The organism is Pandoraea pulmonicola (assembly GCF_000815105.2).
Lineage (GTDB): Bacteria > Pseudomonadota > Gammaproteobacteria > Burkholderiales > Burkholderiaceae > Pandoraea > Pandoraea pulmonicola.
Genome location: NZ_CP010310.2, coordinates 1509538 through 1535972, shown reverse-complemented (window position 1 = coordinate 1535972; position 26435 = coordinate 1509538). Strand labels below are relative to the sequence as shown.

The following is a 26435-nucleotide window of genomic DNA, read 5'->3' as shown; positions in this document are numbered from 1 at the left end:
CATCACATCGTCGAAGACATCTTCTCCTGCCTCACGCACATGCCCGGTTCGCCGGGCATGTTGCTTTTCGGCCACTGACAGCCGGCCCGCATGTTGCAATGCAGCATCGAAAGTCGGCCGATCCGTTGAACTAATCCGGCATGACATCGCTCAGACCCTTCGGAAGTGCCTACCGTGGGCGCTTCCATCTCCTCTTTGTTATTGACGTTACGTGTGCCTAGTTCTGCCGGAACCTCTCGTTCCGGCTTTTTTTTGGCCGCACGATGTGTGCCGGCGCCCCCGCGATCACCTCGGCGCTTCCGACGCACCATTTGGGCGACCACGCCGCCTGCCTGCTAGAATCGACCTTTCCCGGTTTCTTCAACAGCAGACTCGATCCCCATGTCCCGCCGCATTCTCGTCACCTCCGCCCTGCCGTACGCCAATGGCCAGATTCACATCGGTCACCTGGTCGAGTACATCCAGACCGACATCTGGGTGCGGCACATGCGAATGCAGGGGCATGAGGTGTACTACGTCGGCGCGGACGACACGCATGGCACGCCCGTCATGCTGCGCGCCGAAAAGGAAGGGCTCACGCCCAAGCAGTTGATCGAGCGTGTCTGGAAGGAACACAAGCGCGACTTCGACAGCTTCGGCATCTCGTTCGACAACTACTATTCGACCGATTCCGAAGAAAACCGCGAATTGTCCGAAAGCGTCTATCTCGCGCTCAAGGAACAGGGCCTCATCGAGGCGCGCGATATCGAACAGGCGTATGACCCGGTCAAGGAAATGTTCCTGCCGGACCGCTTCATCAAGGGCGAGTGCCCGAAGTGCGGCGCGAAGGACCAGTACGGCGACTCATGCGAGGTGTGCGGTTCGACCTACGCGCCGACCGACCTGATCAACCCGTACTCGGTCGTCTCGGGCGCCACGCCGGTGCGCAAGACGTCCACGCACTACTTCTTCAAGCTCTCGGACAAACGTTGCGAGCAGTTCCTGCGCAAGTGGGTGGCTGGCCTCGCGCAGCCCGAAGCGGCCAACAAGATGAAGGAATGGCTCGGCGAAGACGGCGAGTCGACGCTGGCCGACTGGGACATCTCGCGCGATGCGCCCTACTTCGGCTTCGAGATTCCCGGCGCCCCCGGCAAGTACTTCTACGTCTGGCTGGACGCCCCGGTCGGGTACTACGCGAGCTTCAGGAACCTGTGCGCGAAGCGCGGGCTGAACTTCGAGGAGTGGGTGAAACCGGGTTCGAGCACCGAGCAGTACCACTTCATCGGCAAGGACATCCTGTACTTCCACACGCTGTTCTGGCCCGCGATGCTCGAATTCTCGGGCCATCGCACGCCGACCAACGTGTACGCCCACGGCTTCCTCACCGTGGACGGCCAGAAGATGTCGAAGTCGCGCGGCACGTTCATCACGGCGCAGAGCTTCATCGACACCGGCCTGAACCCGGAATGGCTGCGCTACTACATCGGCGCGAAGCTCGGCAACACGATGGAAGACATCGACCTGAACCTCGATGACTTCATTGCACGCGTGAACAGCGATCTGGTCGGCAAGTACGTCAACATCGCGAGCCGCGCGGCGGGCTTCCTGATCAAGCGTTTCGACGGTCGCGTGTCGGCGCACGCCATGCAGCATGAGCTGCTGACGCAGCTGCGCGGTGTGGCCGCGCAGATCGCCGCGCACTACGAGGCACGCGAATTCGGCAAGGCGCTGCGTCTCGTGATGGAACAGGCCGATGCGGTCAACGGCTACGTCGACACGGTCAAGCCGTGGGATCTGGCCAAGGATCCGGCGCAGGCGGCCGCGCTGCACGAGGCATGCTCGGTGTGTCTGGAGGCCTTCCGCCTGCTCACGCTGTATCTCAAGCCGGTCCTGCCGGTGACCGCCGAGGCGGTGGAGCGCTTCCTGAGCATCGCCCCGCAAACGTGGCAGGACGTGGAGCGCCCGCTCACCGCCGACACCGCGATCACCGCGTACAAGCACCTGATGACGCGCGTCGAGGGCAAGCAGGTCGAGGCGTTGCTCGCCGCCAACCGCGACTCGCTGCAAGCGGCCGCCCCGACGGCGGCAGCCGACGCGGCGGACAAGGGCAAGGCAGCGAAGGGGACGAAGGAAACCGCAAAGGCGGAAAAGACGGCCGAGGGCGACGGCTTCATCACCATCGACGACTTCGCGAAGATCGATCTGCGCATTGCGCGCATCGTCGATTGCAAGGCGGTGGAAGGCTCCGACAAGCTTCTGCAACTGACGCTCGACGTGGGCGAAGCGCAAACGCGCAACGTCTTCTCCGGCATCAAGTCGGCGTATCCGCAGCCGGAGGCGCTCGTGGGCAAGCTCACGGTGATGGTAGCCAACCTCGCGCCGCGCAAGATGAAGTTCGGCCTGTCCGAAGGCATGGTGCTCGCCGCCTCGGCCGCCGACGAGAAGGCCGAGCCCGGCATCTACATCCTCGAGCCGCACAACGGCGCGAAGCCTGGTATGCGTGTGAAGTAAGGCACTCGCGCATACGCGCGGGCCACGCGGTGTCGGCCGCCGGCACCTGCGCGTCGCCCACCGGACACCCCGGACGACGGATCCCTTCCGCCGCCGGGGTGTTTGCTTTGTGCAATGGATTCGTGCGATAAGCGCCGACGGGCGTCCACATGTGTCAGCGGGCGCGTGAATGGGCTTAGCGCGAGGCCGACACCATCAGTATCATCGGACGCTCCAGTTCCTCCGCAAGCGCGGGCGTCTGCCGGACCTGCTCAGGCGTCGGAGCGAATTCCTCGATTCTGCGCAGACCAAAACCCGCGTCGGTCAGGGCATTGAGCGTCGTGGCAAGCGTACGGTGGTACTTCAGCACGCCCTTCGCGAACCAGTCGGTGCGACGCTCCCCTTCCACGGCGTACCCGTTGACCGGCCACGTCTTGCGGCCGTCCTCGTCGGCGATCCAGTGCGGATGCGCCGCCGCCATGTACACGGGATGCTCGATCGTGAAGACAAAGTCGGCGCCCGGCGCCAGGGCGTTGTGAATCGTGCGCACCAGGCGCGAAAAATCGCGCACGTAGTGGAACGTCAACGCGCTGTATGCCAGATCGAACGACGCCGGCGGGAGTTCAAGCGTCTCGATATCCGCGATGCGGTACTCGATGGCGTCGTCGTGCGTGGCGGCCTTCGCACGATCGATCATGTTTTGCGAGAGATCGATGCCGAGTACGGCGCTCGCGCCCTGCTCGCGCAACCAGCGCGACGCCCAGCCGAATCCGCAGCCGAGATCGACGACGCGCTTGTCGCGCACGTCCGGCAGCATCGCGCGGATGGCGGGCCATTCCGGTGCACCGTCCAGACCATGGACCTGGCGGGGCAGTTGGCTGTAGCCGGCGAAGAAGTCCGGGTTGTCGTAGATGTTCTGAGCCATGAAACGCGTCCCAAATAATGTGGCGCCGCGCCACGCTCCCGACGCCTATCGACGAAGGTGGCGACGCCCCCGGCGACAACGCTTAACGCAGATGCTCCACGGGCAGCGCCGTGGTGAACTTGACCGTCTCCATCGAAAAGCTCGCGCTGATGTCCTGCAGGTCGGCCACGCGGATGAGCTTCTTGTAGAAGCGATCGTAGGCCGCGATGTCGGGCAGGTAGACCTTGAGCAGGTAGTCGATCTCGCCGGCCATGCGGTGAATTTCGACGATCTCGGGCAACTCGCGCGCGCCCTCCACGAAGCGCAGCATCCAGTCCTCGCTGTGCGTCGCCGCCTTGATGAAGACGAACGCGGTAACGCGCAGGTCGAGTTGCTGCGGATCGCACAGCGTCACCTGCCCGGTGATCACACCGCTCTCGCGCAGGCGCTGCACGCGCCGCCAACACGGCGTGGGCGACAGGTGCACGGCCTCGGCCAGCTCACCCAACGACCGCGAGGCATCTTCTTGCAGGTTTTCCAGAATCGCGAGATCGGTTTTGTCCACAACAGCCTCTCCGAGGAAAATTTTTCCAAATCCTACCCGATTCGGCGATATTTTTGAAAGCCTTTACCTTCCTTACGAAGGTAAACTTCAGAAACATTCCAAAAATAGAGGTCGATATGAAAATTTTCACCCAGCATCCAGCCTCTGTCGGCGAAAACTATCTCCAGCACATGGGTTCGGCACTCTCGTTCGCCCTGCCGCTGCTGGGCGCCTGCCTGGCCTGCCTCGTGCACGCGCTGCTGCCGTTTGCGTTCGAGAAGACGGGCAGCCGCATCATCACGCGTCTGCACGAACGCATGGTGGCGAATCGCCACCGTCACGCGTCGACCGGCACGGCGGGTGCGGCAAGTGGCGCAGGCACGGCAGACGCCGCCCGCTCGCGATAACGCAATTCAGGCGACTCAGGGACGTTCCGACGACGGGTCTGGCGAGCGCGAGGTCACGCTCACGCGGCCGTCCGGCCCGAAATGCGCGTTGAACAGGCCGGGCGTATTCACGCCGTCCTCGAGCCAACGCCAACTCCACACCGTCTCCTTCTTCAGACGGTACTCCGCAACGCTCGTCGGCTTGCCGAGCAAGCGCCGCACGTCGTCCTGCGTCATGCCCGGCCGCACCTGCTCGAAGTTCTCCGCGGTGAGCGCCTGCGTCACGGCACGCAGCTTGCCGTCCGGTGCGATGTCCACCATGTACGTTCGCAAGCCGCCCGGCGCGCGCGGATACTCGAGACGACGCGAGCCGTCGTTGTTCTCCCATACGATTTCGGGCTTGCCCATCTGGTCGCGCACCTGCGCCTCGGTGCTCACCCCGGGCTTCAGGTCGCGCAACAGCATGTCGTCCGGCTTGACGGCATTGAACGTGTCGCGCGCCTTCTCGCGCACCTTGTCGATCTGCTCCTGATCGCAGCCGAACAGTCCCAACAGACTCGCAAACAATCCCATGGCGACTCCCCAACGAAGGCCACGGCGCGCGTATGGCGCCGGATGAACGGAACGAAGCGGCGTTCTCATCGATACTCCCTCCTTGCTCTCAGGCCCGCGCCGCCTCAATCGAAGCGACGATTGAACAGCACGTCGAAGCCCGACAGCGAACCGGTGCGCAGCACGAGCTGCCAGCGACGCGAGACCTGCCAGGTAATCTTCACGATACTCGCCGCGCTCGTCAGGCTCTGCTCGTAGCCGAGCGCGAAGTTGTCCGAAATCGCCTTGCCGACCTTCACCACCTGCTCGTCGTCCGAGAGGCCCGAGTCGCTGGTGCCGATGCTGAATTCGTCGATGCCCAGGTCCTTGATGATGCGCTTGCCGCCCGCCGCCCCCAACAGCGCCGTGGCCGCGCCCGCCATCGCCTGACGCTGACCAAGGCCCGCACCGTCCGGGCCATGACCGAACAGCAGCCACGACAGCTTCTCTTCGTCCGACACGTTCGGCTCGGAGACGAGCGACACGCGCGGCTGCCGCACCGTCCCCGTGACCAGCACCCCAGCGGCGACTTCCTGATTGCGCCGCATGGCCTGGATGTAGATGTCCGGATTATCGAGCGGGCCGACGAAGTTGATCTGCCCACGCTCGATGGCGAGCTTGCGGTCAAACGCCTCGTACGTGCCCTCCGCGACGGTGATGGTACCGGTCGCCCGCATCGGCGTGAGCGGATCGCTCTGCACGCGCATGCTACCGCGCAGCAGCAGATCGGCCCCTGCGCCGATGAAGCGGAAGTCGCGGCCGAGGTTGACCTCGACGTTGATGTGCGGCGAGAACCGACTCGTCGGCTTCTCGCTGATGCGCGCGGCTTCCTCTTTCGGATCGAGCGGCTTGGTGCGCGCCTGCGCGCCGCCACGCACGACCACGACGTCGTCGCCGAGCTTGGGCGCCGTGGTCGGCGGCAACGCGAAGCGGGCCCGATCCACGGTGAACTTGCCAGTGACCGCCATCGCATCGCCGCTGCCCGAGGCCTTCGCCTCGCCGGTGAGCGAGAGCTGCCGATCCGGCGCCGCGAACAGTTGCAGCCTGTCGGCGGCGACCGTGACGCCGAGCGTCGGTTCGGGCGTGTCGAGCCGCACGTTGCCGGTCGCGCGCGCCGTGCCGCCACCGCCGCCGGTCACGACCACGTCGCGCAGCACGATCTCGGTCGGCGTGAGAGCGATGCGCACACGGCCGTCCTTCACGCTCACGCCCGTGTCGAACATCTGCACGGCCAGATCGTCGGCGCTCAACTCGCCCGTCGGGCGCGGCTTGCCCACCGTGCCCGCGAGCGTCAGTTGCAGGTTGGCCCGACCCTTGAAGGCAAATTGCGCGCCTGCCAGACTCTCGAACTTCGAGATATTCGGGATGGCGACGGCCACGCGTCCGGCGAGCGGCGCGTCGTCGTGCAGTTCCGGAATGCCGTTGGCCACGCGCAAGCCGGTCTGGACGTCGGCGTCGAGCGTGCCGACCAACGACGACACCGCCTTGACGGTCGCGCGAGCTGATTGGCCCGACAGATCGACGCGCGCCCGCAAGTCGGAAATGCCCAACGGCACCCGTGCGCTCACCCCGCCCTTCTCCGCGCTCAATTCAGGAATGCCCGTCACGGTCACATTCACATGATCGTTCACGCCCCCCCGGCGCAGCGTCACGTCGCCAGTGCGCCGCACGATTTCCACGAAGCCGTCGGCGCGCTGGCCGGTGCGGACATCCCACTTGCCGTCGAGCACGAGATCGCTCGCCACGGCAGGCGTCTCGCCGGTGAACGACTGCATGACCCGCAACACTTGCGCGATGTCCAGCGTGTCGAGCGTGCCGGCGGTCTTCAGTTGACCGCTGCCGTAATCGAGATTCGTCAGCGACAGTGCGCCGGCGCCGGTGACGAGCTTCGCCGCGCCGAGATGCACGCTGGCGGCGCTCGCCTCGATGCGCCACGGTGCGGCGAGGTGGATTTTCGGCACGCCCTGGTTCTCGAGCGTCTGGATCGTGCCGCGCCAGCCCGGTTTGCCCGCCGTGTTCGTCACGGCGCCGGCGGCGTCGAGGCTCAGATCGATCGGCGCTTCGCGCAACTTGCCCGCCGTCTTGAGATGCAGCGTATGCGCGCCGCGCGTGCCTGCCAGCGCCAGCGAGAGGCGGTCCAGGCGCGTGACGCCGCTGCGCAGCCCCTGGGCGTCGAGCGTGACGTTCAGGCGGTCGCTCGGCGCGCCCGGCAGCACACCGCTTACGTCGATCTTGCCTGCGAGATGTTCGAGCCTGTGCTCGCCGAGCGCCAGCTTGTCGGCGGCAAGCGTCGCGACCACGACGGGGCGCGCCATCGTCCCCGAAACCTGTCCGTCGACGTGCATGCGCCCCGCAAGGCCGAAGCCGAGCCTGTCGAGCGCGGGGGCGTCGACGTTGACCGCCATCCTGTCGCCCGGCGCACCGAAGCTGCCGCGCAGCGCGACCTTGTTGCCCGCGACGAGCAGATTCGCGTCGCTGGGCAACAGACGTGTGCCCGCTACCTTCACCGTGCCCGCACCGCTCATCGGCAGATCGGCGTAGACGCTGTCCTGTAGCGCGAACTTCAGCGTCAAGGCCAGCTCGGGCCGCAGCGTGCCCTGCGCGTCGAATTGTCCGGTGACGCTGGCCACCGGATTTTTCCGCCCGCGCTTGGCCGTGCCGTACAGGTCGTACCAGGCCGCCGGATCGAACCGCGACAGCTTGACCTGCGCCCGGTAGGCGCCGATGTCCCCGTTCTCCAGCACGCCCGTGGCCGAGACCTTGCCGTTGCCCGCATCGAGCGACAGCGCATGGACGGTGGTGCCCTTGGCGTCGAGCGCCACGTCGGCGGCGATGCGACGGGCGGCGTCGCGCCAGTCGAGCGCGATGCGCTGGCCGGCCGCGTCGAGTTTCACATCCAGCGGACCGCCGAGCTTCGTTGCCGGCAACTTGCCGTACAGCGCGCGCAGATCGAGGTCGCGCATCGTGAAGGCGAAGCCGCCGACCATCGCTTCCGGAACCGGGGCGGCCTCGCCTTGCGTCGGCGCGGCAGCCACCGCGCTTGCAGCGGTAGCTGCACTTGCCTTCGCCGTACCGCCTGCGGGCGCTTGCGGTGCAACGCCTGTCACCGTCGCCTTCTCGCGGCGCAACTCACCGCTGCCGGTCAGGAGCGCACGACCGGCCAGCTTCAGTTCGATGCCGGTCAACGCCTGACGCGTCGCATCGAGCAACACCTCGGTACGCAAGCTCTCCACCGGCAGCCACCCCTCGTCGATCGCGCCCGGCTTCGCGTTGGTCACCGACACGGGCCCCATCACGCGGAATTCCTTCGCACCGGGGGACGGCCGCAAGTCCGCCTGCACGGCGAGATCGGCCTGGGGCGCGCCGGCGGCGAAGTCGCGCGGATTGAGATGGTCGAGCGCAATCTGCGCGCGAGAGAGCGGCACCGCGCCAAAGGGGGACGCAGCAATGTGCGCCGTTCCTGCCAGCTTTTCGCCACTCGCGCTCAGGTCGACCACCAACGCGTCGAGCGAGCCCGACAGTTTGGCCTGCAGCGCAACGGGAATCTCGCCCGCCTTCGCCTGCAAACCGACGTTGCCGCCGAGCACGAACGGACGCCGGCCGTTCAGTTGCAGATTGGCCTGCGCATCACCGTATGGCGTGCCGAGATGCTCGACCTCAATCGTGTGTTGCATGCCGTCGCTACGGGCCGCAAGGCGAATATCGTCGAGCACCAGCGCGGGGGAATGCAGTGTAAGCTTCGCGACGCGAACGTCGCCCAGGGTGAGGCCAAGGGGCAGACGCAGGCTCGTCGGCAACGTCATCGGCGCGGCGGGCGGCGGAGAAGGCGCGAACGCGAGCTCGACATCACCCGCGTGCAGCTTGTCGACGGTGAAATGCAACGGGCGCAGCCGCAATTGCCAGCGACTCTCCAGGCGGCTCGCCGTGATGCGCGTGGCGCCATCCACATAGCGCACGTCGTTCACGGTGAAGCCATGGGCCAAGCTGCCGCCGCGCCAGTCACCGGCGAGCTTGCCGCCGAGCGTCGCCACGGCCGTCTGCCAGAGCCAGCGGCTGCCGCGCTCGCTGGACATCGCCCAGAGCAGCGCGCCGAGCGCCAGTACGACGACGAGCAGCACGGTCAGCAACGCCGCCACCAGCGCACGGCCCCATCGGCGGCGCTTCGGTGGAGGCGGTGGCGGGGGTGTCGCGTCCCCATGCCCTGGCGGCGGCTTCGAATGTCCCGGCGAGGGACCCGCCGAACCCGGTGGCGTCAGGACAGGCTCGCGCGCATCGCCGGCGCCCCCGGTGTGCGCGGCGGATGCGCCCTCCGTGAGGCGGTCAGGCGTGGTGGAATGGAGCGGCATCGTCGTCATCAGAACGCCACCCCCAGCGAGATGGCCGGGCGGAAGCGCCGGTCGTGCAAGCCGTAGCCGAGGTCCACGTTCACCGGCCCGACGGGGCTTCGCCAGCGCAGGCCGACGCCGACGCCGTGATACAGCGGCGTGGGGTGACGATAGTCGTCCGTGGCCGTCCCCACGTCCCAGAACACCGCGCCGCCCCAGTCGCGCGTGACCCAGCGCTGATATTCGAGACTCGCCGTGGCAAGGTACTTCGTCGGGAACGTGGTGCCGTTCTGCTGCCGCCCGATGCTCTGGTACGTGTAGCCGCGAATCGACGACGTGCCGCCCGCGAAGAACAGCAGCGACGACGGAATCCGGTTGCTGTTGCCGTTGGTGAGCACCGCGCCGAGTTCCAGCCGCGCGAGCACGAGATCGCGTTCGGCAACCGGAAAATACTGGCGGATACGGCCGTAGAGGCGCACGAAGCTCTGATCGGTGAGTACAGGCTTGGCCGCGAAGCCGATCTGCGTGTTGATGATGTTGCCCTTGCGCGGAAAGATCAGGTCGTCCACGTCGCGGCGGTTCCACGAGAACGCCGGCACGAGCGCCTTGTTGAGGAAGCGCGCGCCGCCGTCAGGCCGCTCGTCGGTGCGGTAGAAGTCGAGCGTGTAGGCCCAGTCGTAGCGCTCGCGTGAGCGTGCACGCTTGATGCCGATCTGCAGCGAGCGCTGGTCGAGACCGTTCAGGTAAGTGCGATCGAACGAGCCGCGCAGGCTGTTGGTATAGGCGTTCGTATCGGGCGGCATGGCGATCTCCGCATAGCCGCCCTGCCGGTATTGCTCCAGACGCGCCTGCGTATCGAAGGTCCACGCGCGGCCGAACAGGTTGTAGTAGGAATAGCGCCCGTTCACGCTCGCGCCGGTGTCGGTCGTGTACCCCACACCGCTTTGCACGCGATGCTCGGGAAATTCGCGCACCTTCACTTCCACCGGTGCATTCTCGGCTTTCGAGGGGTCTTCCGTCACCGAGATGATCACGTTCGAAAAATACGGCGTGGCCTGGATCTGGCGCTGCAGTTCCTGCAACCGATCCGCGTCGAAAGCCTCGCCCTCGGACAGCGGATTGACGTTGCGGATGATCTGCGCCGGATAGCGGCGCGTGCCGGTGATGACAAGCGGTCCCAGCGTGAACGGCGGCCCGCTGTCGTAGGTGGCGGCCAGCGACGCGGCTTCGTGATCGGCATCGACCACCGCGCGCGAGAAGGTCATCTTCGCCGCGTGATAGCGCTTTTGTCCGAGTTGGAACAGCGTATCGTTCTTTGCCTTGTCCCAGTCGGCCTGACGAAACGGTGCTTCGACGGGCAGTCCCCAGGCGTTGCGCAACTGCTCGACGCGCTGCGGATCGCTCTCGGCGACCGGACCGATGAACTTCAGATCGACGTCCTTGATATGGGTGCGGGGGCCGGACTCGACGGTGACGTGCACGTCGCGCTTGCCGTTGGCGGTCGCCACGTCCACATGCGTGACCGGTGAAAAATAGCCCTCGGTCGAAGTCAGTTCCTGCACCTGCTCGCCAACAGTGGCGATGAGGTGCTCGAACTGGGCGTCGCCAATGTCGTCGCGATCGGCGTAGCGCACGAGGTCGAGATTGGACTTGAGGAGCTTGGCGAGGCCGTTCGGGGCGTCGACGCGAACGCGATAGTCGGCATGCGCCAGGCCGGGGATCGAAAGGCTGCTTACCAGGGCAGCCAGGACGACCCGCGCTATCCATGCGGCCGGCCGGACGCGCGCGGAGCGCGCACGAGCACGCCCACGAAAGCGACGGCCGGTGTCGTATCCGGGGTTGATCTGCGAGGCGGTCAAAACCTTCCTTGGAGTCTTAAGTATCGCCGCCGGTGGTCCGGCGTGCGCTCAATGATGCCCAATCGCACGGTCGGTGCAAGCATGGCACAACGATGGAACGTGCGACGCGTATATGAAGCGTATTTGACCATAACCGTACGGGCTGGTTGACCATTGCGTCCCAAAACTGTCAAAACGGGGATTCGGCACGTGTTTGCGGTAAAATCGGCATCGCTTGGCGCCATTACCGTGGCGCCGCTTTCGTTTTTGCCGCATTTGCCTATTTTTTACGCAAACCGATCATGTACGAGTCCGACATCACCCAATTCATCAAGCAACTGAAGGCGGAAAAGCCGACGCTGGAAGCGGAACAGCGCCAGGGCCGTGCCCTGCTGTGGGACAAGCAGCCGATCGATATGGAAGAGCGCCGCCGCGCCCAGCAGTCGCGTGTGGCCCAGCAGCCGTACGTCTACCAGAGCGAATAACGCCTCCGCCGCAGGCACGCATTGAATCCCACGACGCCCGACGATCCGTCGCACCTGCCCGAGCCGATCCCCGAGATCGAGCCGGTGCCGCCGCACGTCGATGCGTTGCCGGATGACGGGACTGCCGATGCGGCAGACTTCGGGCGCGGCGCGCCCCCCTCCGAAGACGCGGCCTACGCCAGTCAAGACGGCGGGGTAAGTGGCGACGCAAGCGGTGGCGACGTAAGCGGTGACGCAAGCGGCGAGACAAGCGGCAAGGCAAGCGACGGCGGCACCCCCGACGAAGGCAGCACGGGCGATGCCGCGCATGGCCCGTCGGCCGCCGCCGCCCCCGGTGCGGCGCGCGTGCGTCACGCCCCGCCGGCAAGCGACGGCGGCACGACGGAATTGCCCACACCGCAGGACGGTCAGGACTCCACGCCCGACACGGTCGACGGCGTGGCACGGGCGCGCCTGTATGGCGAGCCGCTCTTCGCGCTGCCCAACGATCTCTATATCCCGCCGGACGCGCTCGAGATTTTCCTCGAAGCGTTCGAAGGCCCGCTCGACTTGTTGTTGTATCTGATCCGCAAGCAGAACTTCAACGTGCTCGACATCCCGATGGCGCAGGTCACGAAACAGTACCTGCTCTATGTCGACCAGATCCGCAGAACCAACCTCGAGCTTGCCTCCGAATATCTGCTGATGGCAGCCATGCTCATCGAGATCAAGTCGCGCATGCTGCTGCCGGTCAAGAAGGCCGACACGGGCGAAGAAGCCGAGGATCCGCGCGCCGAACTCGTACGCCGTCTGCTGGAATACGAGCAGATGAAGCTCGCCGCGCAGAAGCTCGACACGCTGCCGGTACTCGGGCGCGACTTCCTGCGCTCGCAGGTGTACATCGAACAGAGCCTCCAGCCGCGCTTTCCCGACGTCGACGCCGAGGACCTGCGCGCGGCGTGGGCCGAAGTGCTGCGCCGGGCCAAACTGGTGCAGCATCACAAGATCTCACGCGAAGAACTGTCGGTGCGCGAGCACATGAGCCAGATTCTGCGACGGCTGCAGGGCGCGCGCTTCATGGAGTTCACCGAACTCTTCGACGTCACGCGCGGCGTGCCGGTCGTGGTGGTGAACTTCATCGCCATGCTCGAACTCTCGCGCGAATCGCTGCTGGAAATCACGCAAGCCGAGCCGTTTGCGCCGATCTATGTCCGCCTGACCTACTCGCCAAACTAGGCGCCAAACTGAGCGCCGAACGGCGCCCCCGAGCGCGGAGCTCAATTCGGCGGCGACCAACCCGAATTCCGGAGCCCGCCCCGCCAGCGCGGTTTTGCGCACGCCCGTTGCGATTTCCTCTACAATCCCCCGGACGTTTTGGCGGCCCCGCCCCTTGCCCAGCAAGGCGCATACCACTCCCGTACGCAATACACGTACGCCACGCACGGAACCTCAATGAAAATCATCCCCTCGATTCCCGAACTGCGCGACCAACTGCGCGGACAGAATCGCGTCGCCTTCGTGCCCACGATGGGCAATCTGCATGAAGGGCATCTGTCGCTCATGCGGCTGGCGCGCCAGCACGGCGATCCGGTCGTTGCCAGCATCTTCGTGAACCGCCTGCAATTCGGGCCGAACGAGGACTTCGACAAGTACCCGCGCACCATGCAGGACGACATCGAGAAGCTCACGCGCGAGAACGTCTACGTACTGTTCGCGCCGGACGAGAAGGAGATGTATCCCGAGCCGCAGGAGTATCGCGTCGAGCCGCCGCACGATCTGGGCGACATTCTGGAAGGCGAATTCCGACCGGGGTTCTTCAAAGGGGTGTGCACGGTCGTCACCAAGCTCTTTTCCTGCGTGCAGCCGCGTGTGGCGGTGTTCGGCAAGAAGGACTACCAGCAGTTGATGATCGTGCGCAGCATGTGCCGTCAGTTCGCGCTGCCCATCGAGATCATCGCCGCCGAGACGGTGCGTGCCGACGACGGTCTGGCACTGTCCTCACGCAACCGCTATCTGTCGGACGCGGAGCGCGCCGAAGCGCCGCAGCTCTATCGTCTGCTGAACCAGGTCTGCGACGACGTGAATGGCGGCAAGACCGATTACACAGCCTTGGAAGCGGCCGCCATGAAGACGCTCGTCGAGCGTGGCTGGAAGCCCGACTACGTGTCGATCCGTCAACGTGCGAACCTGCGCGTGCCCGCACCGGGCGCGGCGCCGGCCGAAAGTCTGGTGGTGCTCGCGGCCGCCAGGCTCGGCACCACGCGCCTGATCGACAATCTCGAAATCTGAGCGCGGGGGGCGCACCGCCGGTCGGACGACCGGCGCCGCGCTCCCGGCGCAAGCCGCGTGCGTATCGACCCTGTCGATCACGTGCGCATCTCTCGTCGCGCCGCATGCGCGACATCGCAACACAAGAGGCACGCCATGTACCGCACCATGCTCAAGTCGAAGATCCATCGCGCCACCGTAACGCATTGCGAATTGCATTACGAAGGCTCGTGCGCGATCGACGAGAACCTGCTCGAAGCCTCGGGCCTTGTCGAAAATGAGCAAATCGACATCTTCAACGTCAACAACGGCGAACGTTTCACCACCTATGCCATTCGCGGCGAACGCGGCAGCGGCATGATCTCGCTCAATGGCGCCGCCGCACGCCGCGCGCAACTGGGCGACATCGTGATCATCGTGTCGTACGCGCAGGTCGAGGAGAAGGAAGTGCTGGCAGGCTTCAAGCCGAAGCTGGTGTTCGTCGACGAGAAGAACGTGCAGAAGGGCGAGCGCGATCACGTGCCGCTCCAGGCGTGGGAAGAGACCCGCGCGTTCGAGGCGGCCGCCGCGAAGTAATCCTCGATGCGGGACGTGGCACGACGTCGCGTCACTTTGCGCTTGCCGTAACGAAGGGGGCCCACGGGCCCCTTTTTGGCGTTTGTCGAGGGCTTGTCGCGTGCCTGTCGCTTCTCTGCTGCTTGTCTGCCGAAAGCCGGCGCTACGCGCGCGGCGTGCTCACTTCGCCACGAACGCCGTAATGCCGTCCCACTGCGGCAGATCGCGCTCCACGCGTCCGGGAGCGACATCCCACAGCGTGAGGCCATGCGCAGCGAGTTGCACGTAGTTCTGCGTGTTGCGCAGCATACCCAGCACCGGCAGCCCCGCTTCGTCGCAATAGCGCGCGAGTTGATCGGCCGCCCGGGTGCGCGCGTCCACGCGCATGCCGACCACGCCGATGCGCACGTCGCCCTGCCGCACGGCCTTCTCCTCGCCCAGCTTCTGCAGGAAGTCGCGCGTGGCGAGGATATCGAAGATCGAAGGCTGCAGCGGCACCAGCACGTGATCGGCAAGCCGGAGAATCGTGTCGAGCCGCTTGCCGTGGAGCCCCGCCGGCGTATCGAGCACGGCGTGCGTGGTGCCCTTGGGTGGACGGGCGACTTCGTTGTGATCGACTTCCCACGCGGCAATCGGCCGCAAACCGGCGGGCCGCAGGCCGAGCCACGCCCGGGAAGACTGCTGACGGTCCGTGTCGCCGAGCATCACGGCATGGCCTTGTGCCGCCAGATACCCGGCCAGATTCGTCGCCAGCGTGCTCTTGCCCACGCCGCCCTTTGGATTCGCCACCACGATCACCGGCATTACGGACTCCCCGAGGTCGATTTGCCGTCAATCTTACAACGGCCGGATGCCCCCTGCCTTGGCGGCGCCAGGACGGGCGGCGCGGCGGTCAATCAGCGCAGACAGGCCCACACACGCGCCAGATCGAGATGTCCGGCCATCGAATCCGCCAGCCGGTCGAGCGATGCCTCACGCAGCGCGTCGTAGTCCTGCATCGCGATGTCACTGGCGCCGGCCCACGCAAGAAGCGCCTGCAGCGCCTGTGGCGTGTCGAACAGGCCGTGCAGATACGTGCCCATCACCTGATCGTCGGCCGAGCGCGCGCCGTCGGTGCCCCCGTCGTCCAGCCACACGGCCGGCCGGGCCAGCGCCGCCCCCTGCGTCACGCCCATATGGATCTCGTAGCCCTTGACCGGGGCCAACGGCCGCGCGTCATCGCCCACGGCGAGTTGCCCGCTCACCACGCGCAGTTGCTTCTGCGCCTGCATGGTCGTTTCGACGTCGAGCCATCCCAGCCCGGCTGTCGTGCCGGCCTCGCCCTCCAGTCCGAGCGGGTCGTGAATCGCTTCGCCGAGCATCTGCAAACCGCCGCAAATTCCCAGCACCTTGCCGCCGTAGCGCAGGTGTCGTGCGATGGCCGGCGCCCAGCCCTGCGCGCGCAACCACGCGAGATCGGCGCGCACGTGCTTGCTGCCGGGCAGGATGACGAGATCGGCCGCCGGCCACGCTTCGCCCGCCGCGACGTAGCGGAAGTCGACCTGCGGGTGGGCGCGCAAGGCATCGAAGTCGGTGTGATTGCTGATGCGCGGCAAGGCGGGTACGGCCACACGCAGGCGCGCCTCGTCACTGGCCGCCGCATGACGCTCGCCGGGCAGCATGTCTTCGCCATCGAGATGCAAGCCGTGCAGATACGGCAACACGCCGAGCACGGGAATGCCCGTGCGCGCTTCGAGCCATTCGAGTCCGCTCGTGAGCAGCGACGGATCGCCGCGAAAGCGGTTGATGACGAAGCCCTCGATGCGCTCGCGCTCGCTCTCCGACAGACACGCGAGCGTGCCGATCAACTGTGCAAACACGCCGCCGCGATCGATGTCGGCGACGAGCAGCACGGGCGCGTCGACCGCTTCGGCGAAGCCCATGTTCGCGATATCGCGCGCACGCAGGTTCACCTCGGCCGGACTGCCCGCCCCTTCGACGAGCACCGCATCGTAGCCGGCGCGCAGACGCTCGTACGCGGCGAGCACGGCGGCCATCGCCCGGGGTTTGTACTCGTGATAGGCGCGCGCGTCGAGATCGGCCACGACCTTGCCGCCGATGATGACCTGCGCGCCGCGATCGCTGCTCGGCTTGAGCAGCACGGGATTGAAGTCGGTGTGCGGAGCGACCCCGGCCGCCTGCGCCTGCAACGCCTGCGCACGGCCGATCTCGCCACCGTCGGCCGTCACGGCGCTGTTGAGCGCCATGTTCTGTGGCTTGAACGGCGCCACGCGAACGCCGTCGCGATGGAGTAGCCGGCACAGACCGGCGACGAGCGTGCTCTTGCCCGCGTCCGACGACGTTCCCTGGATCATCAGGGTGCCGCGACGCACCTGCGGAGGCGCTGCGAAATTGACAGGGATTTCACTCATGGCGCGGATTATCGCATCGGGCGCTCGTACAATATCGCCCATGAGTGTCCCCGACCTGACTTTCGTGCTGGGTGGCGCACGCTCGGGCAAGAGCGCGTTCGCCGAACGTCTCGCTGAGCAAAGCGGCCTGCCCGTCACCTACCTCGCCACGGCCGCCGTGAGCGACGAGCCCGAGATGCGCGCGCGCATCGCCCATCATCGCGCACAGCGTCCGGCGCATTGGGCGAGCGTGGAAGTCGGCCGCGATCTCGCCGGCGCATTGCGCGCTGTCGCCCGCGACGGCCATTGCGTGCTCGTCGACTGTCTGCCGCTGTGGCTCGCCGGCTGGCTCTGTCCGCCGGACGATCACCCTGAAGGGCCCGCCGACGATGCGCAATGGCAGGAGGTCGTTGCATCGCTCGCGCAAACGCTCGCCACGCTGCCAGGCAGGATCGTCGTCGTGAGCAATGAGATCGGCCTGGGCGTGGTCCCGCTGGGATCGCTCACGCGCCGCTACGTCGACGAGCTCGGACGCCTGAACCAGCGCGTTGCCGCGCTCGCGCCGCAAGTGCGCTTCGTCGTCGCCGGCCTGCCGATGGCCGTCAAAGGATAATCGCCGATGCTCACCGGACTCGCCCCCGAATCGCTCTGGCTCGCTGCGCTGATCGGCGTGCTGCTGGACGCCTGGCTCGGCGAACCGCGCCGATGGCATCCGCTCGTCGGCTTCGGCCGTATCGCCAGCGGCGTGCAAGCGTGGCTGAACACCGAGGAAACGCGAGACAAGCCGTTCAGCGCGATGGTGCGCGGCACGTGGGCGTGGTCGATCATGCTGGTAGTGCCCGTGCTCCTCGCCTGGGCGCTGACGTGGCTACCCGGCTGGAGCGGGATTCTCTGGCAGGCGCTCGCCCTGTACGCGGCGCTCGGCGCGCGCAGCTTGCGCGAGCATGTGATGCCCATCGCCCGAGCCTTGAGTGAAGGCGATCTGCCGCAAGCGCGCGCGCTCACCGCGCGCATCGTCTCGCGCGACACCGAGGACGCAAGCGCCTCGGACATCGCCCGCGCGGCCGTCGAATCGACGCTCGAGAACGGCAACGATGCGATCTTCGGCGCCCTCTTCTGGTTCGCCATCGCGGGCGCACCGGGTGTCGTCCTGTTCCGTCTCGCCAATACGCTCGACGCCATGTGGGGCTATCGCACCGACAAGTTTCTGTACTTCGGCCGGCCGGCTGCCCGGATCGACGATTTGCTCAACTGGATTCCGGCACGTCTGACGGCCGCGAGCTACGCGATCTTCGGCGACATGTCGCGTGCCATCGTTTGCTGGCGCACGCAGGCCAAGGCCTGGTCCAGCCCGAACGCGGGACCGGTGATGGCCGCGGGCGCCGGTAGTCTCGGCGTGCAGTTGGGCGGCCCGGCGCGCTATCAGGGCGAATGGGAAACGCGCCCGGAACTCGGCTGCGGCATGGCGCCGTCCGCGCAGCACATCAAGGCGGCGTGGCGCCTCATTTCGCGTTCGATGTGGATGTGGCTCATCGTCTCCGGCGCGCTCGCGTTGTTCGCGGCCTCGCAGGTCGACACCCTGCCCACTGGCGTGATGTGACCGGAATGGCTGTGAGCTCTCCCCCGGCGCCAGCCCCCCGTCACGGCGGCAATCTCGGCGAGGCCGTCCTTCGCTACGGCCGCCCGCGCGAGGACTGGCTCGACCTGTCCACCGGCATCAATCCGAACGGCTACCCCGTGCCGATGCCGCCCGCCAACGTCTGGCGCGATCTGCCCGACGCCTTGGACGATCTCATCGACGTCGCCGCCTGCTATTACGGCGTGCCGGCGAGCACGGTCGTACCCTGCGCAGGCTCGCAGGCCGTCATCCGTGCCCTGCCCACGCTGCTGCGGCCGGGGCGCGTCGCCATCGCCTCGCTCACCTACAGCGAATACGCACCGGCCTTCGCTCGCGCAGGCCACACGGTGGTCCCATGGCAAGGCCCTGAAGCGGGGCTGCCGGACGTCGATTATCTCGTCTGGGTCAATCCGGACAATCCGACGACACGGTGCGTCCCGCGCGACACCTTGTCCCAATGGCGAGCCACGCTGGCCGATCGTGATGGACTACTGATCGTCGACGAGGCGTTTGCGGATGTCTCGCCACACGCGTCGATGACGCCGCACGTCGGCGAGCCAGGGCTGTTCGTGCTGCGCTCCGTCGGGAAGTTCTTTGGTCTGGCGGGGATTCGCGCGGGTTTCGCGTTGTGCCGGACCGAAATGGCCGAGCGGCTGAGTGCGTGCCTCGGCGCCTGGACGGTCAGCGGCCCCGCACGATTCGCAGTCCGAACCGCATTGCTCGACACGGCGTGGCAGGCGCGTGCAAGAGAACGATTGTTTCGCGACGGAGAACGGTTGCTGACGCTGCTGCGAACGGCCGGTTGGCCCGCCGAGGGCACGCCGCTTTTCGCATGGACACCGCATGCCGCGGCGCCAGCATGGCACGAAGCGCTGGCCGGTCAAGGCGTCTGGACGCGTCTTTTCGAAGTCCGTCCGATCACGCAATCGAACGGCGAAACACACGCACTGGCCAGTCTGCGGCTCGGCTTGCCGGCGGACGACGCCGGCTGGCAACGATTGACGGCCGCGCTGGCGGCCTGCCGAGCAGCGTAGCGCGCCTGGGAACCGGCACCGGCGAGATCCATCCAATCAGTTCGGCATGCTGTCGTTTCCGGACGACGGCATGTCGTTGCTGGATGCTTACGCGGTATTAGAAGACGGGCGTTTTAGGCCATTTTCGTTACAAATTGAAGCATTTTTGCAACAACTGCACACAGTCATCACTGAAGCGCACCGTTAGACTGAAGGTTCTTCGCAAGGCTTTTCCCACATAAAAGGACGATCCCAATGAAAAATCTGCCTCTGATGCTTGCTACGCTTCTGACCGCTGCCGTCGTGACGGTGGGTTGCTCGAAGAAGGAAGATCAATCGGCCGCGCCGGCCGCCGATACGTCGGCGTCGGCCCCGGCAGCCGGCGGCGCCATGAGCGCTCCGGCCTCCGACGCGGGCGCGACGACGCCAGCCGCCCCGGCACCGGCGTCCAACTAGCACAACCGACCGGCAAGTCGGACATTGCCGCGGACTCCGGTCCGTGATGCGGTGTGCCTCGGATCCCGGTATCGCCCTGCCGCATGAGCTTTGAGGCACTCGACGGCCGCCGGACCTGAATGCGGCAGCGCCCCCTGAACTCGACGGAGTCAGGGGGCGCTGCCGTTTACGCGAGTGATTTCTCTGTCGCTACGGATGTCGCAAGGGGTGGATGTCCGCCATCAAGGCGAGCCATTCGTCTTGCGCTGAGCCATCCTATGCAATAGTCGCGCAAAGACCTTTGCAACGCCCCGAAAGAACGATTTATGCATGTTGGGTAAGTGAGCCTCTGCGACAATCGGAAGCCTGCGGTGGACTGCGCGCCGCGATCGAAAGTGCTTCCCTGAGATCAATTCAATGTGTCCCGTTCCTGGTGCTGGGGCCCTGTGCTCCCAGCTTCCCGTGACGACTTGCACGTCGGCGCAGTCTGCTCCGTCAACCTGGACTTCAACCCAGCCGTCCCCCCTTGCCGCCGACGTGCATGAGGTGCACCGTGCCGATGGATGGCCCCGTATGCCGCCGAGTTTGGCTCAACTTCTGCCGCCGCTCAGAACAATGACGGGCGCCGGACCGGCTCCAGGGACCATGAGCCTGTCGACGTCGATGCAGTTGACTACCGTCGGCGCCGATGTCCGCTGGGTGCATCAGGCAGATCAGGCTGGGGCGCAAACGCAACCGCACTTCCGTGCCTGGGCGGTGGACGCCTCGCCGGACTTCGTCCCACGGCCACCGCCCTCCGCAACGCCGCAAGTACTGGATAGGTTGCTGGACTACCAATATGGCGTGCCCACACCAGATGCCAATGCCTGGGCGTACATGCCACCGGGGTCAGTCCAGCGACCGCCACCCTCCGCAACACCGCAAGTACTGGATGGGTTGCTGGACTACCAATACGGCGTGCCCGCGCCGGATGCCAATACCGGGGCTTTAGCCTGCATGCCGTCGGGGTCAGTCCAAGGACCGCCCCCCTCTATAACGCCGCTAATAGTCGAGTGGCTGCAAGGAAACATGGACACGGCGGCCGCACCGGTACTGCCGGCCAATGTCGGAGCATGGGCCGACAGATCATCGAGTTCGGTCCAGCAACGCCCGTCGCTCACAACACGGGAAGTCGCCTCGAACAGCGCAGCGGAAAAGCGCTCGGCACCACTCGACGCAAGCCGTGGAAGAGGCGCAGCTTTCATGCCGCCCCCGGCCAAGATCCGTCGACAAGAGACTGGCGCGTCGGACAGGAAAGCCAAGATCACTGGCGACATGGTGCGAGAGTGCGCAACCCTTGGCCCGAAGAGAATGAAGGCCACAGGCGGGCTCGATGGCTTGGCCAGGCGAAACAACGTTTCATTTGGAGCACTGAGAGTCTACCTTCGCCCGGACGGCACGCTGACCCCGCGCGGCGAGGATCGGCTCAACCCGGGCAGAAAAGCGAGGATCACCAACGATATGTTGCGACAGTGGGCGGCCCTCGGCAAGGCGGAGATCAGGGCTGCGGGCGGGCTCGAGGGGCTGGCCAGGCAGCACAATGTCTCAGTTGTGGCACTGACGGCTTACCTTCGTGCAGACGGCTCGCTGACCCAGCGAGGCGAGGACCGGCTCGACCCTAACGAGAAAGTGGAGATCACCAACGACATGTTGCGACAGTGGGCGGCCCTCGGCCCGGCGGGGCTTGAGGCCGCGGGCGGAATCGACGGGCTGGCCAGGCGAAACCACGTCTCGGTTGCAGCACTGAGACTTTATCTTCGTGCGGATGGCACGCTGCGCCAGCACGGCAAGGACCGGCTCGACCCTGACGAGAAAGTGGAGATCACCAACGACATGTTGCGACAGTGGGCGGCCCTCGGCCCGGCGGGGCTTGAGGCCGCGGGCGGAATCAACGAGCTGGCCAGTCGGAACAACGTCTCCGTTGCGGCATTGAGAACTTACCTCCGTGCAGACGGCACGCTGACCCAACGCGGCGAGGACCGGCTCTATCCGGAAGGGAAAGTGGAGATCACCGCCGATATGTTGCGACAGTGTGCGGCCCTCGGCCCGGCGGGGATCGAGGCCGCGGGCGGACTCGACGGCCTGGCCAGACGAAACAACGTCTCGGTTGCGCTACTGAGAGGTGTGATTCGTGCAGACGGCTCGCTGACCCAGCGCGGCGAAAACCGGCTATGCGGGAAAGTGAAGATCACCGACGACATGCTGCGACAGTGGGCGGGCCTCGGCAAGGCAGAGATCAGGGTTGCGGGTGGGCTCGAGGGGCTGGCCAGGCGGGACAATGTCTCTATTGTGGCACTGGGAAAATACATTTATGCAGACGGCACGCTGACCCTGAAAGGCAAGCAGCGACTCCGCAAGGCTGGTATGTGGCCAGTGTGAACTCAGCCCTGCCTCCTGTCTGGACATCCCCGCCCCACGCTGTTCCGCGCTTTCTTGCTCACGTCTTCGGTGATTTGCCCGGCATAGAGGAAGGCCGCCAGGAATCCCGGCGGCTTCCGCGGTGCCCCGCAAGAGCGATTTGTGCATGTTGGGTTGCTGAGCCTCTGCGACAATCGGAAGCCCGCGGCAGGCTGCGACGACGACAGGCGCGCCGCGTTCGAAAGCGCTTCCCTGAGATACATCCAATGCATCCCGTTCCTGGCGCTGTGCCCCCGCGCTTCCGGCCTCCCGTGGCGACCTTCACGTCGGCGCAGTCGACACTGTCAACCTCAACGTCAACGCAGCCATCCCCCCTTGGCGCCGACGTGTGCGAAGTGCATCGGGTTGACGGATGGTCCCGTATGCCGTCGGGCTTGGGTCAATTCCTTTCGCCCCTCAAAACGATGGCGGGCACCGGATCGGCCCCTGGATTCGTGCGCCAGTCGACGTCAACATCGACGCAGTCGACTACCGTTGGCGCCAATGTCCACCGGGTGTATCAGGCAGATCAGACCGGAGCGCTAACGGAACCGCCCATCCATGCCTGGGCGGTGAGCACCTCATGGCACTTCGTCCCAAGACCGCCGCCTCCCGCAACGCCCCAAATACTGGATAGGGTTCTGGATTACCAATACAACGGCCTCGCACCCGACATACCGTCGAGTCCAGCGCTACGACCACCGCCTCCCGAAACACCGCTAGTCATTCGACAGGCACTGCAGGGCACCTGGGAACCCGGTACGCCGTCGAGTTCGGCCCTGCGTCCGCTTTCCTTCGCAACACCGGCAGTCACCTCGAACAGCGCAGCGGAAAAGCGTTCAGCTCCACACGACGCAAGCCATGGGAGGAACGCAGTTTTCATGCCGCCCTCGGTCAAAATCCCCCGGCAGGAGACTGGCGTGTCGGGCGGAAGCGCGAAGATCACCGACGACATGCTGCGAGAGTGGGTGGCCCTCGGCCGTGCGGGGATCCTGGCCGCGGGTGGAATCAATGGTCTGGCCAAGCAGTACAACGTCTCGGCCGGGGCGCTGAGAAATTACCTTCGGGCAGACGGCACGCTGACCCAGCAAGGCCAGAACCGGCTCAACCCAGGCGGAAGAGTGGAGATCACGGGCGATATGCTGCAACAGTGGACGACCCTCGGCCGTGAGGGGATTAAGGCCGCAGGCGGGCTCGAGGGCCTGGCCAGGCGGAACAACGTCTCGGTTGTGGCACTGAGAAATTGCCTTCGTGTAGACAGCACGCTGACCCAGTACGGCCAGGAGCGGGTCGACCGAGGCAGGAAAGCGGAGGTCACCGACGACATGTTGCGGCGATGGAGGACCCTTGGGCCGGAGGAGATTCACGCCGCAGGCGGGATCAATGGCCTGGCCAGACAGCACAATGTCTCAATTGTGGCGCTGAGAACCTACCTTCATGCAGACGGCACGCTGCGCCAATGCGGCGAGGACCGGCTCAACCCGGACGGGAAAGTCGAGATCAGCATCGCCATGTTGCGGCAGTGGGCGACCCTCGGCCCGGAGGGGTTTAAAGCCGCGGGCGGGATCGAGGGTCTGGCCAGGCGACACAACGTCTCCGCTGGGGCACTGAAAGCTCACTTTCGTATAAACGGCACGCTGAGCTCGCGCGGCGAAAAACGGCTCCGCAAGGCTGGCATGCTGCCCATGTGAATCGCAGCCCGGCGTCCTGCCTGAACACCTTAGCTTCACGCCGTGCCGATCTTTCCTGTACCGGGTACTTGACGTTCGCCTCCTGGTCGTCGCCGAACTTCAACGGCCCGCACTTCACTACCGTGACGCCGCCATCGAGCACGCCGTACGCCGGAACCTTGCGGGCGCCTGCAACGCTGCCAAAGAGCGATTTGTGCATGTGGGATAGATGAGCCTCTGCGACAATCGGAAGCCTGCGGTGGACTGCGACGATGACAGGTGCGCCGTGATCGAAAGCGCTTCCCTGAGATCAATTCAATGTGTCCCGTTCCTGGCGCTGAGGCTCCCTGTTCCCGGTTTTCCTTGACGACTTTCACGTCGGTCCCGTCTGCTCCGTCAACGTCAACGCCAACGCAGCCGTCCATCCTTGCCGCCAACGTGCATGAGGTGCGCCAAGTCGATGGATGGTCCTGTATGCCACCGAGTTTGGGGCAACTTCTGCCGCCGATCAGAACAATGACGGGCGCCGGACAGGCCCCGGAAACCATGAGCCAGTCGACATTGACACAGTTGACTACCGTCGGCGCCAATGTCCGCTGGGTGCATCAATCTGATCAGACTGGGATGCAAACGCCCCCCCCCATCCATGCGGAGGCGGTAGACGCCTCGCCGGACTTCGTCCAGCGGCCGCCCCCCTCCGCAACACCGCAAGTACTGGAGGGGTTGCTGGACTACCAATACGGCATACCCGCGCCGGATGCCAATACCGAGGCTTTAGCCTGCATGCCGTCGGGGTCAATCCAACGACCGTCCCCCTCCATAACGCCGCTAATAGTCGAGTGGCTGCAAGAGAACATGGACATGGCGGCCGCACCGGCGCCGCAGGTCAATGTCGAAACGCTGGCCGACAGCGCATCGAATTGGGTCCCCCAACCGCGTTCCTTCGCAACGCTGGAAGCCACCTCGAACAGCGAAGCGGAAAAGCGTTCGGCGCCACGCGACGCAGGCAGTGGAAGGGACGCAGTTTGCATGCCACCGCCGACCAAATTCCCTCGTCAAGAGACTGACGCGTCGAATGGGAATACGAAGGTCACCGACAACATGTTGCGGCAGTGGGCAGCCCTCGGCCCGGCAGGGCTTAAGACCGTGGGTGGGCGCGAAGGCCTGGCTAAACGCGACAATGTCACGGTTGCGGCACTGAAAAATTACCTTCGAGCAGACGGCACGCTGACCCCGCGCGGCGAGGACCGGCTCGACCCGGGCAGAAAAGCGCGGGTCACCGACGACATGTTGCGACAGTGGGCGGCCCTCGGCCTTGACGGAATCAACGCCGCTGGCGGCGTCAACGAACTGGCCAGAAGGAACAAGGTCTCGGCTGTAGCACTGAGAGCTTACCTTCGGGCAGACGGCTCGCTGACCCGTTACGGTGAGCGGCGGCTCAACCCAGGCGAGGAAGTGGCGATCACCGACGACATGGTGCAACGGAGGGCGGCCCCCGGCTCGGCGGGGATTGAGGCGGCGGGCGGGGTCGACGGTCTGGCCAGACGGAACAACGTCTCGGTCAGGGCACCGAGACGTTTTCTTCATGCAGACGGCGTGCCGAGTCAGCACGGCCAGGACCGGCTCACTCCAGGCGGGAAAGCGGAGATCACCGACGGCATGTTGCGACAGTGGGCGGCCCTCGGCCGTGCGGGAATCAAGGCTGCGGGCGGGATCGAGGGTCTGGCCGCACAGAAGAACGTCTCGGCCGGGGCGCTGAGAAATTACCTCCGCACAAACGGCACGCTGACCCCGTACGGCGAGGACAAGCTCAGCCCAGGCGGGAAAGTGGAGATCACCGACGACATGTTGCGGCAGTGGGCAACCCTCGGCCGTGCGGGGATTCAGCGCGCGGGCGGGCTCAAGGGCCTGTCCAGGGGGTACAACGTTTCAATGGTGTCACTGAGAACTTACCTTCGTGCAGACGGCTCGCTGACCCAGCGCGGTGAGGACCGGCTCAACCCGGGCGGGAAAATGGGGATCAGCGTCGCCATGCTGCGAGAGTGGGCGACCCTCGGCCCGGCGGGAATCAAGGCCGCTGGCGGGATCGACGGCCTGGCCAGACAGAACCACGTCTCAGCCGTGGCACTGAGAGCTTACCTTCGTGCAAACGGCTCGCTGACCGTGCGCGGCAAGGAGCGGCTCTGCAAGGACATGTAGCCAATGTGAACGCGGCCCCGGCTCCTGTCTCGACATCCCGGCCTCACGCCATGCCGCGCGTTCTTGCCGCACGGATCGCGCCGTGCGCCCGAACCTTGCGGGTTCCTGCAACGCCGCCAAAGAGCGATTTGTGCATGTGGGACAGGTGAGCCTCTGCGACAATCGGAAGCCTGCGGCGGACTGCGCGCCGCGATCGAAAGCGCTTCCCTGAGATCAATTCAATGTGTCCCGTTCCTGGTGCTGGGGCCCTGTGCTCCCAGCTTCCCGTGACGACTTGCACGTCGGCGCAGTCTGCTCCGTCAACCTGGACTTCAACCCAGCCGTCCCCCC

General features: G+C 65.8%; 20 protein-coding genes. 13 read left to right on the top strand and 7 right to left on the bottom strand.

The window, feature by feature from the left end; translation table 11 throughout:
- Positions 1 to 381 precede the first annotated feature (381 nt).
- A complete protein-coding gene (gene metG, locus RO07_RS06925; protein ID WP_052267081.1) occupies positions 382 to 2490 on the top strand; it encodes a methionine--tRNA ligase in 2109 nt (702 codons plus the stop codon).
- Positions 2491 to 2665: 175 nt separating this feature from the next.
- Here the strand turns inward: metG and RO07_RS06920 are convergent, their stop codons facing one another.
- Both RO07_RS06920 and RO07_RS06915 read right to left on the bottom strand, forming a co-directional pair.
- Complete coding sequence (locus RO07_RS06920) at positions 2666 to 3394, bottom strand: class I SAM-dependent methyltransferase (RefSeq protein ID WP_039409245.1); 729 nt, start codon at positions 3392 to 3394, stop codon at positions 2666 to 2668.
- A gap of 82 nt (positions 3395 to 3476) precedes the next feature.
- A complete protein-coding gene (locus RO07_RS06915; protein WP_039409243.1) occupies positions 3477 to 3938 on the bottom strand; it encodes an Lrp/AsnC family transcriptional regulator in 462 nt (153 codons plus the stop codon).
- A gap of 116 nt (positions 3939 to 4054) precedes the next feature.
- On the opposite strand from RO07_RS06915, the gene RO07_RS06910 reads away from it, so the two are divergent.
- A complete protein-coding gene (locus tag RO07_RS06910) occupies positions 4055 to 4324 on the top strand; it encodes a DUF6356 family protein (RefSeq protein WP_052267080.1) in 270 nt (89 codons plus the stop codon).
- Between the two features lie 15 nt (positions 4325 to 4339).
- Here RO07_RS06910 and bamE read toward each other — a convergent pair whose 3' ends face one another.
- From bamE to RO07_RS06895, 3 genes are all read right to left on the bottom strand, one after another.
- A complete protein-coding gene (bamE, locus tag RO07_RS06905; protein ID WP_039409241.1) occupies positions 4340 to 4876 on the bottom strand; it encodes an outer membrane protein assembly factor BamE domain-containing protein in 537 nt (178 codons plus the stop codon).
- 104 nt (positions 4877 to 4980) lie between these two features.
- Complete coding sequence (locus RO07_RS06900) at positions 4981 to 9249, bottom strand: translocation/assembly module TamB domain-containing protein (RefSeq protein ID WP_052267079.1); 4269 nt, start codon at positions 9247 to 9249, stop codon at positions 4981 to 4983.
- On the bottom strand, positions 9249 to 10982 hold the full coding sequence (locus tag RO07_RS06895) for an autotransporter assembly complex protein TamA (protein WP_052267540.1): 1734 nt from the start codon (positions 10980 to 10982) through the stop codon (positions 9249 to 9251). Before RO07_RS06895 ends, RO07_RS06900 begins: the two co-directional genes overlap by 1 nt.
- 377 nt (positions 10983 to 11359) lie before the next feature.
- Between RO07_RS06895 and RO07_RS06890 the strand changes: the two genes are divergently transcribed.
- From RO07_RS06890 to panD, 4 genes are all read left to right on the top strand, one after another.
- Positions 11360 to 11542, top strand: coding sequence for a DUF3460 family protein (locus RO07_RS06890; RefSeq protein ID WP_039409238.1), 183 nt, complete (start codon positions 11360 to 11362; stop codon positions 11540 to 11542).
- Between the two features lie 387 nt (positions 11543 to 11929).
- On the top strand, positions 11930 to 12757 hold the full coding sequence (locus RO07_RS06885; protein WP_052267539.1) for a segregation and condensation protein A: 828 nt from the start codon (positions 11930 to 11932) through the stop codon (positions 12755 to 12757).
- Positions 12758 to 12973: 216 nt separating this feature from the next.
- Entirely contained in the window at positions 12974 to 13810 is an 837-nt protein-coding gene (panC, locus tag RO07_RS06880) for a pantoate--beta-alanine ligase (RefSeq protein WP_039409235.1), read from the top strand.
- Positions 13811 to 13945: 135 nt separating this feature from the next.
- Entirely contained in the window at positions 13946 to 14365 is a 420-nt protein-coding gene (gene panD, locus RO07_RS06875; protein ID WP_039409231.1) for an aspartate 1-decarboxylase, read from the top strand.
- A gap of 159 nt (positions 14366 to 14524) precedes the next feature.
- Here panD and RO07_RS06870 read toward each other — a convergent pair whose 3' ends face one another.
- Together RO07_RS06870 and RO07_RS06865 are read right to left on the bottom strand one after the other, a co-directional pair.
- Positions 14525 to 15148 carry a ParA family protein gene (locus RO07_RS06870; RefSeq protein ID WP_039409229.1) on the bottom strand — a complete coding sequence of 208 codons (624 nt, stop codon included), beginning with the start codon at positions 15146 to 15148 and terminating at the stop codon, positions 14525 to 14527.
- A gap of 92 nt (positions 15149 to 15240) precedes the next feature.
- Complete coding sequence (locus RO07_RS06865; RefSeq protein ID WP_039409227.1) at positions 15241 to 16755, bottom strand: cobyric acid synthase; 1515 nt, start codon at positions 16753 to 16755, stop codon at positions 15241 to 15243.
- 40 nt (positions 16756 to 16795) lie between these two features.
- Between RO07_RS06865 and cobU the strand changes: the two genes are divergently transcribed.
- The 7 genes from cobU to RO07_RS06830 all read left to right on the top strand — a co-directional run bounded on the left by cobU (position 16796) and on the right by RO07_RS06830 (position 26105).
- Complete coding sequence (gene cobU, locus RO07_RS06860; protein ID WP_039409225.1) at positions 16796 to 17347, top strand: bifunctional adenosylcobinamide kinase/adenosylcobinamide-phosphate guanylyltransferase; 552 nt, start codon at positions 16796 to 16798, stop codon at positions 17345 to 17347.
- Positions 17348 to 17353: 6 nt separating this feature from the next.
- A complete protein-coding gene (gene cbiB / locus RO07_RS06855) occupies positions 17354 to 18334 on the top strand; it encodes an adenosylcobinamide-phosphate synthase CbiB (protein ID WP_039409223.1) in 981 nt (326 codons plus the stop codon).
- Positions 18335 to 18339: 5 nt separating this feature from the next.
- Positions 18340 to 19386 (top strand): threonine-phosphate decarboxylase CobD, encoded by a 1047-nt coding sequence (gene cobD, locus RO07_RS06850; protein ID WP_052267078.1) that lies wholly within the window; start codon positions 18340 to 18342, stop codon positions 19384 to 19386.
- 234 nt (positions 19387 to 19620) lie between these two features.
- On the top strand, positions 19621 to 19821 hold the full coding sequence (locus RO07_RS06845) for a hypothetical protein (RefSeq protein WP_039409221.1): 201 nt from the start codon (positions 19621 to 19623) through the stop codon (positions 19819 to 19821).
- 624 nt (positions 19822 to 20445) lie between these two features.
- Positions 20446 to 22218, top strand: a complete 1773-nt coding sequence (locus tag RO07_RS06840) for a hypothetical protein (protein ID WP_147284535.1) — start codon at positions 20446 to 20448, stop codon at positions 22216 to 22218.
- An 899-nt stretch (positions 22219 to 23117) separates the two neighbouring features.
- Complete coding sequence (locus tag RO07_RS06835) at positions 23118 to 23927, top strand: hypothetical protein (protein WP_039409217.1); 810 nt, start codon at positions 23118 to 23120, stop codon at positions 23925 to 23927.
- Positions 23928 to 24452: 525 nt separating this feature from the next.
- The gene (locus tag RO07_RS06830; RefSeq protein WP_147284536.1) at positions 24453 to 26105 is read left to right on the top strand and encodes a hypothetical protein; all 1653 of its coding nucleotides are present in this window, start codon (positions 24453 to 24455) and stop codon (positions 26103 to 26105) included.
- The last annotated feature ends 330 nt before the right edge of the window (positions 26106 to 26435 follow it).

Excerpts from the sequence above, each read along its gene's own strand:
- metG (WP_052267081.1), top strand. The coding sequence starts at position 382 with ATGTCCCGCCGCATTCTCGTCACCTCCGCCCTGCCGTACGCCAATGGC.
- RO07_RS06920 (WP_039409245.1), bottom strand. The coding sequence starts at position 3,394 with ATGGCTCAGAACATCTACGACAACCCGGACTTCTTCGCCGGCTACAGC.
- RO07_RS06910 (WP_052267080.1), top strand. The coding sequence starts at position 4,055 with ATGAAAATTTTCACCCAGCATCCAGCCTCTGTCGGCGAAAACTATCTC.
- bamE (WP_039409241.1), bottom strand. The coding sequence starts at position 4,876 with ATGGGATTGTTTGCGAGTCTGTTGGGACTGTTCGGCTGCGATCAGGAG.
- RO07_RS06900 (WP_052267079.1), bottom strand. The coding sequence starts at position 9,249 with ATGACGACGATGCCGCTCCATTCCACCACGCCTGACCGCCTCACGGAG.
- RO07_RS06890 (WP_039409238.1), top strand. The coding sequence starts at position 11,360 with ATGTACGAGTCCGACATCACCCAATTCATCAAGCAACTGAAGGCGGAA.
- panC (WP_039409235.1), top strand. The coding sequence starts at position 12,974 with ATGAAAATCATCCCCTCGATTCCCGAACTGCGCGACCAACTGCGCGGA.
- panD (WP_039409231.1), top strand. The coding sequence starts at position 13,946 with ATGTACCGCACCATGCTCAAGTCGAAGATCCATCGCGCCACCGTAACG.
- RO07_RS06870 (WP_039409229.1), bottom strand. The coding sequence starts at position 15,148 with ATGCCGGTGATCGTGGTGGCGAATCCAAAGGGCGGCGTGGGCAAGAGC.
- RO07_RS06865 (WP_039409227.1), bottom strand. The coding sequence starts at position 16,755 with ATGAGTGAAATCCCTGTCAATTTCGCAGCGCCTCCGCAGGTGCGTCGC.
- cobU (WP_039409225.1), top strand. The coding sequence starts at position 16,796 with ATGAGTGTCCCCGACCTGACTTTCGTGCTGGGTGGCGCACGCTCGGGC.
- cbiB (WP_039409223.1), top strand. The coding sequence starts at position 17,354 with ATGCTCACCGGACTCGCCCCCGAATCGCTCTGGCTCGCTGCGCTGATC.
- cobD (WP_052267078.1), top strand. The coding sequence starts at position 18,340 with ATGGCTGTGAGCTCTCCCCCGGCGCCAGCCCCCCGTCACGGCGGCAAT.
- RO07_RS06845 (WP_039409221.1), top strand. The coding sequence starts at position 19,621 with ATGAAAAATCTGCCTCTGATGCTTGCTACGCTTCTGACCGCTGCCGTC.
- RO07_RS06840 (WP_147284535.1), top strand. The coding sequence starts at position 20,446 with ATGAGCCTGTCGACGTCGATGCAGTTGACTACCGTCGGCGCCGATGTC.
- RO07_RS06835 (WP_039409217.1), top strand. The coding sequence starts at position 23,118 with ATGCCGCCCTCGGTCAAAATCCCCCGGCAGGAGACTGGCGTGTCGGGC.
- RO07_RS06830 (WP_147284536.1), top strand. The coding sequence starts at position 24,453 with ATGAGCCAGTCGACATTGACACAGTTGACTACCGTCGGCGCCAATGTC.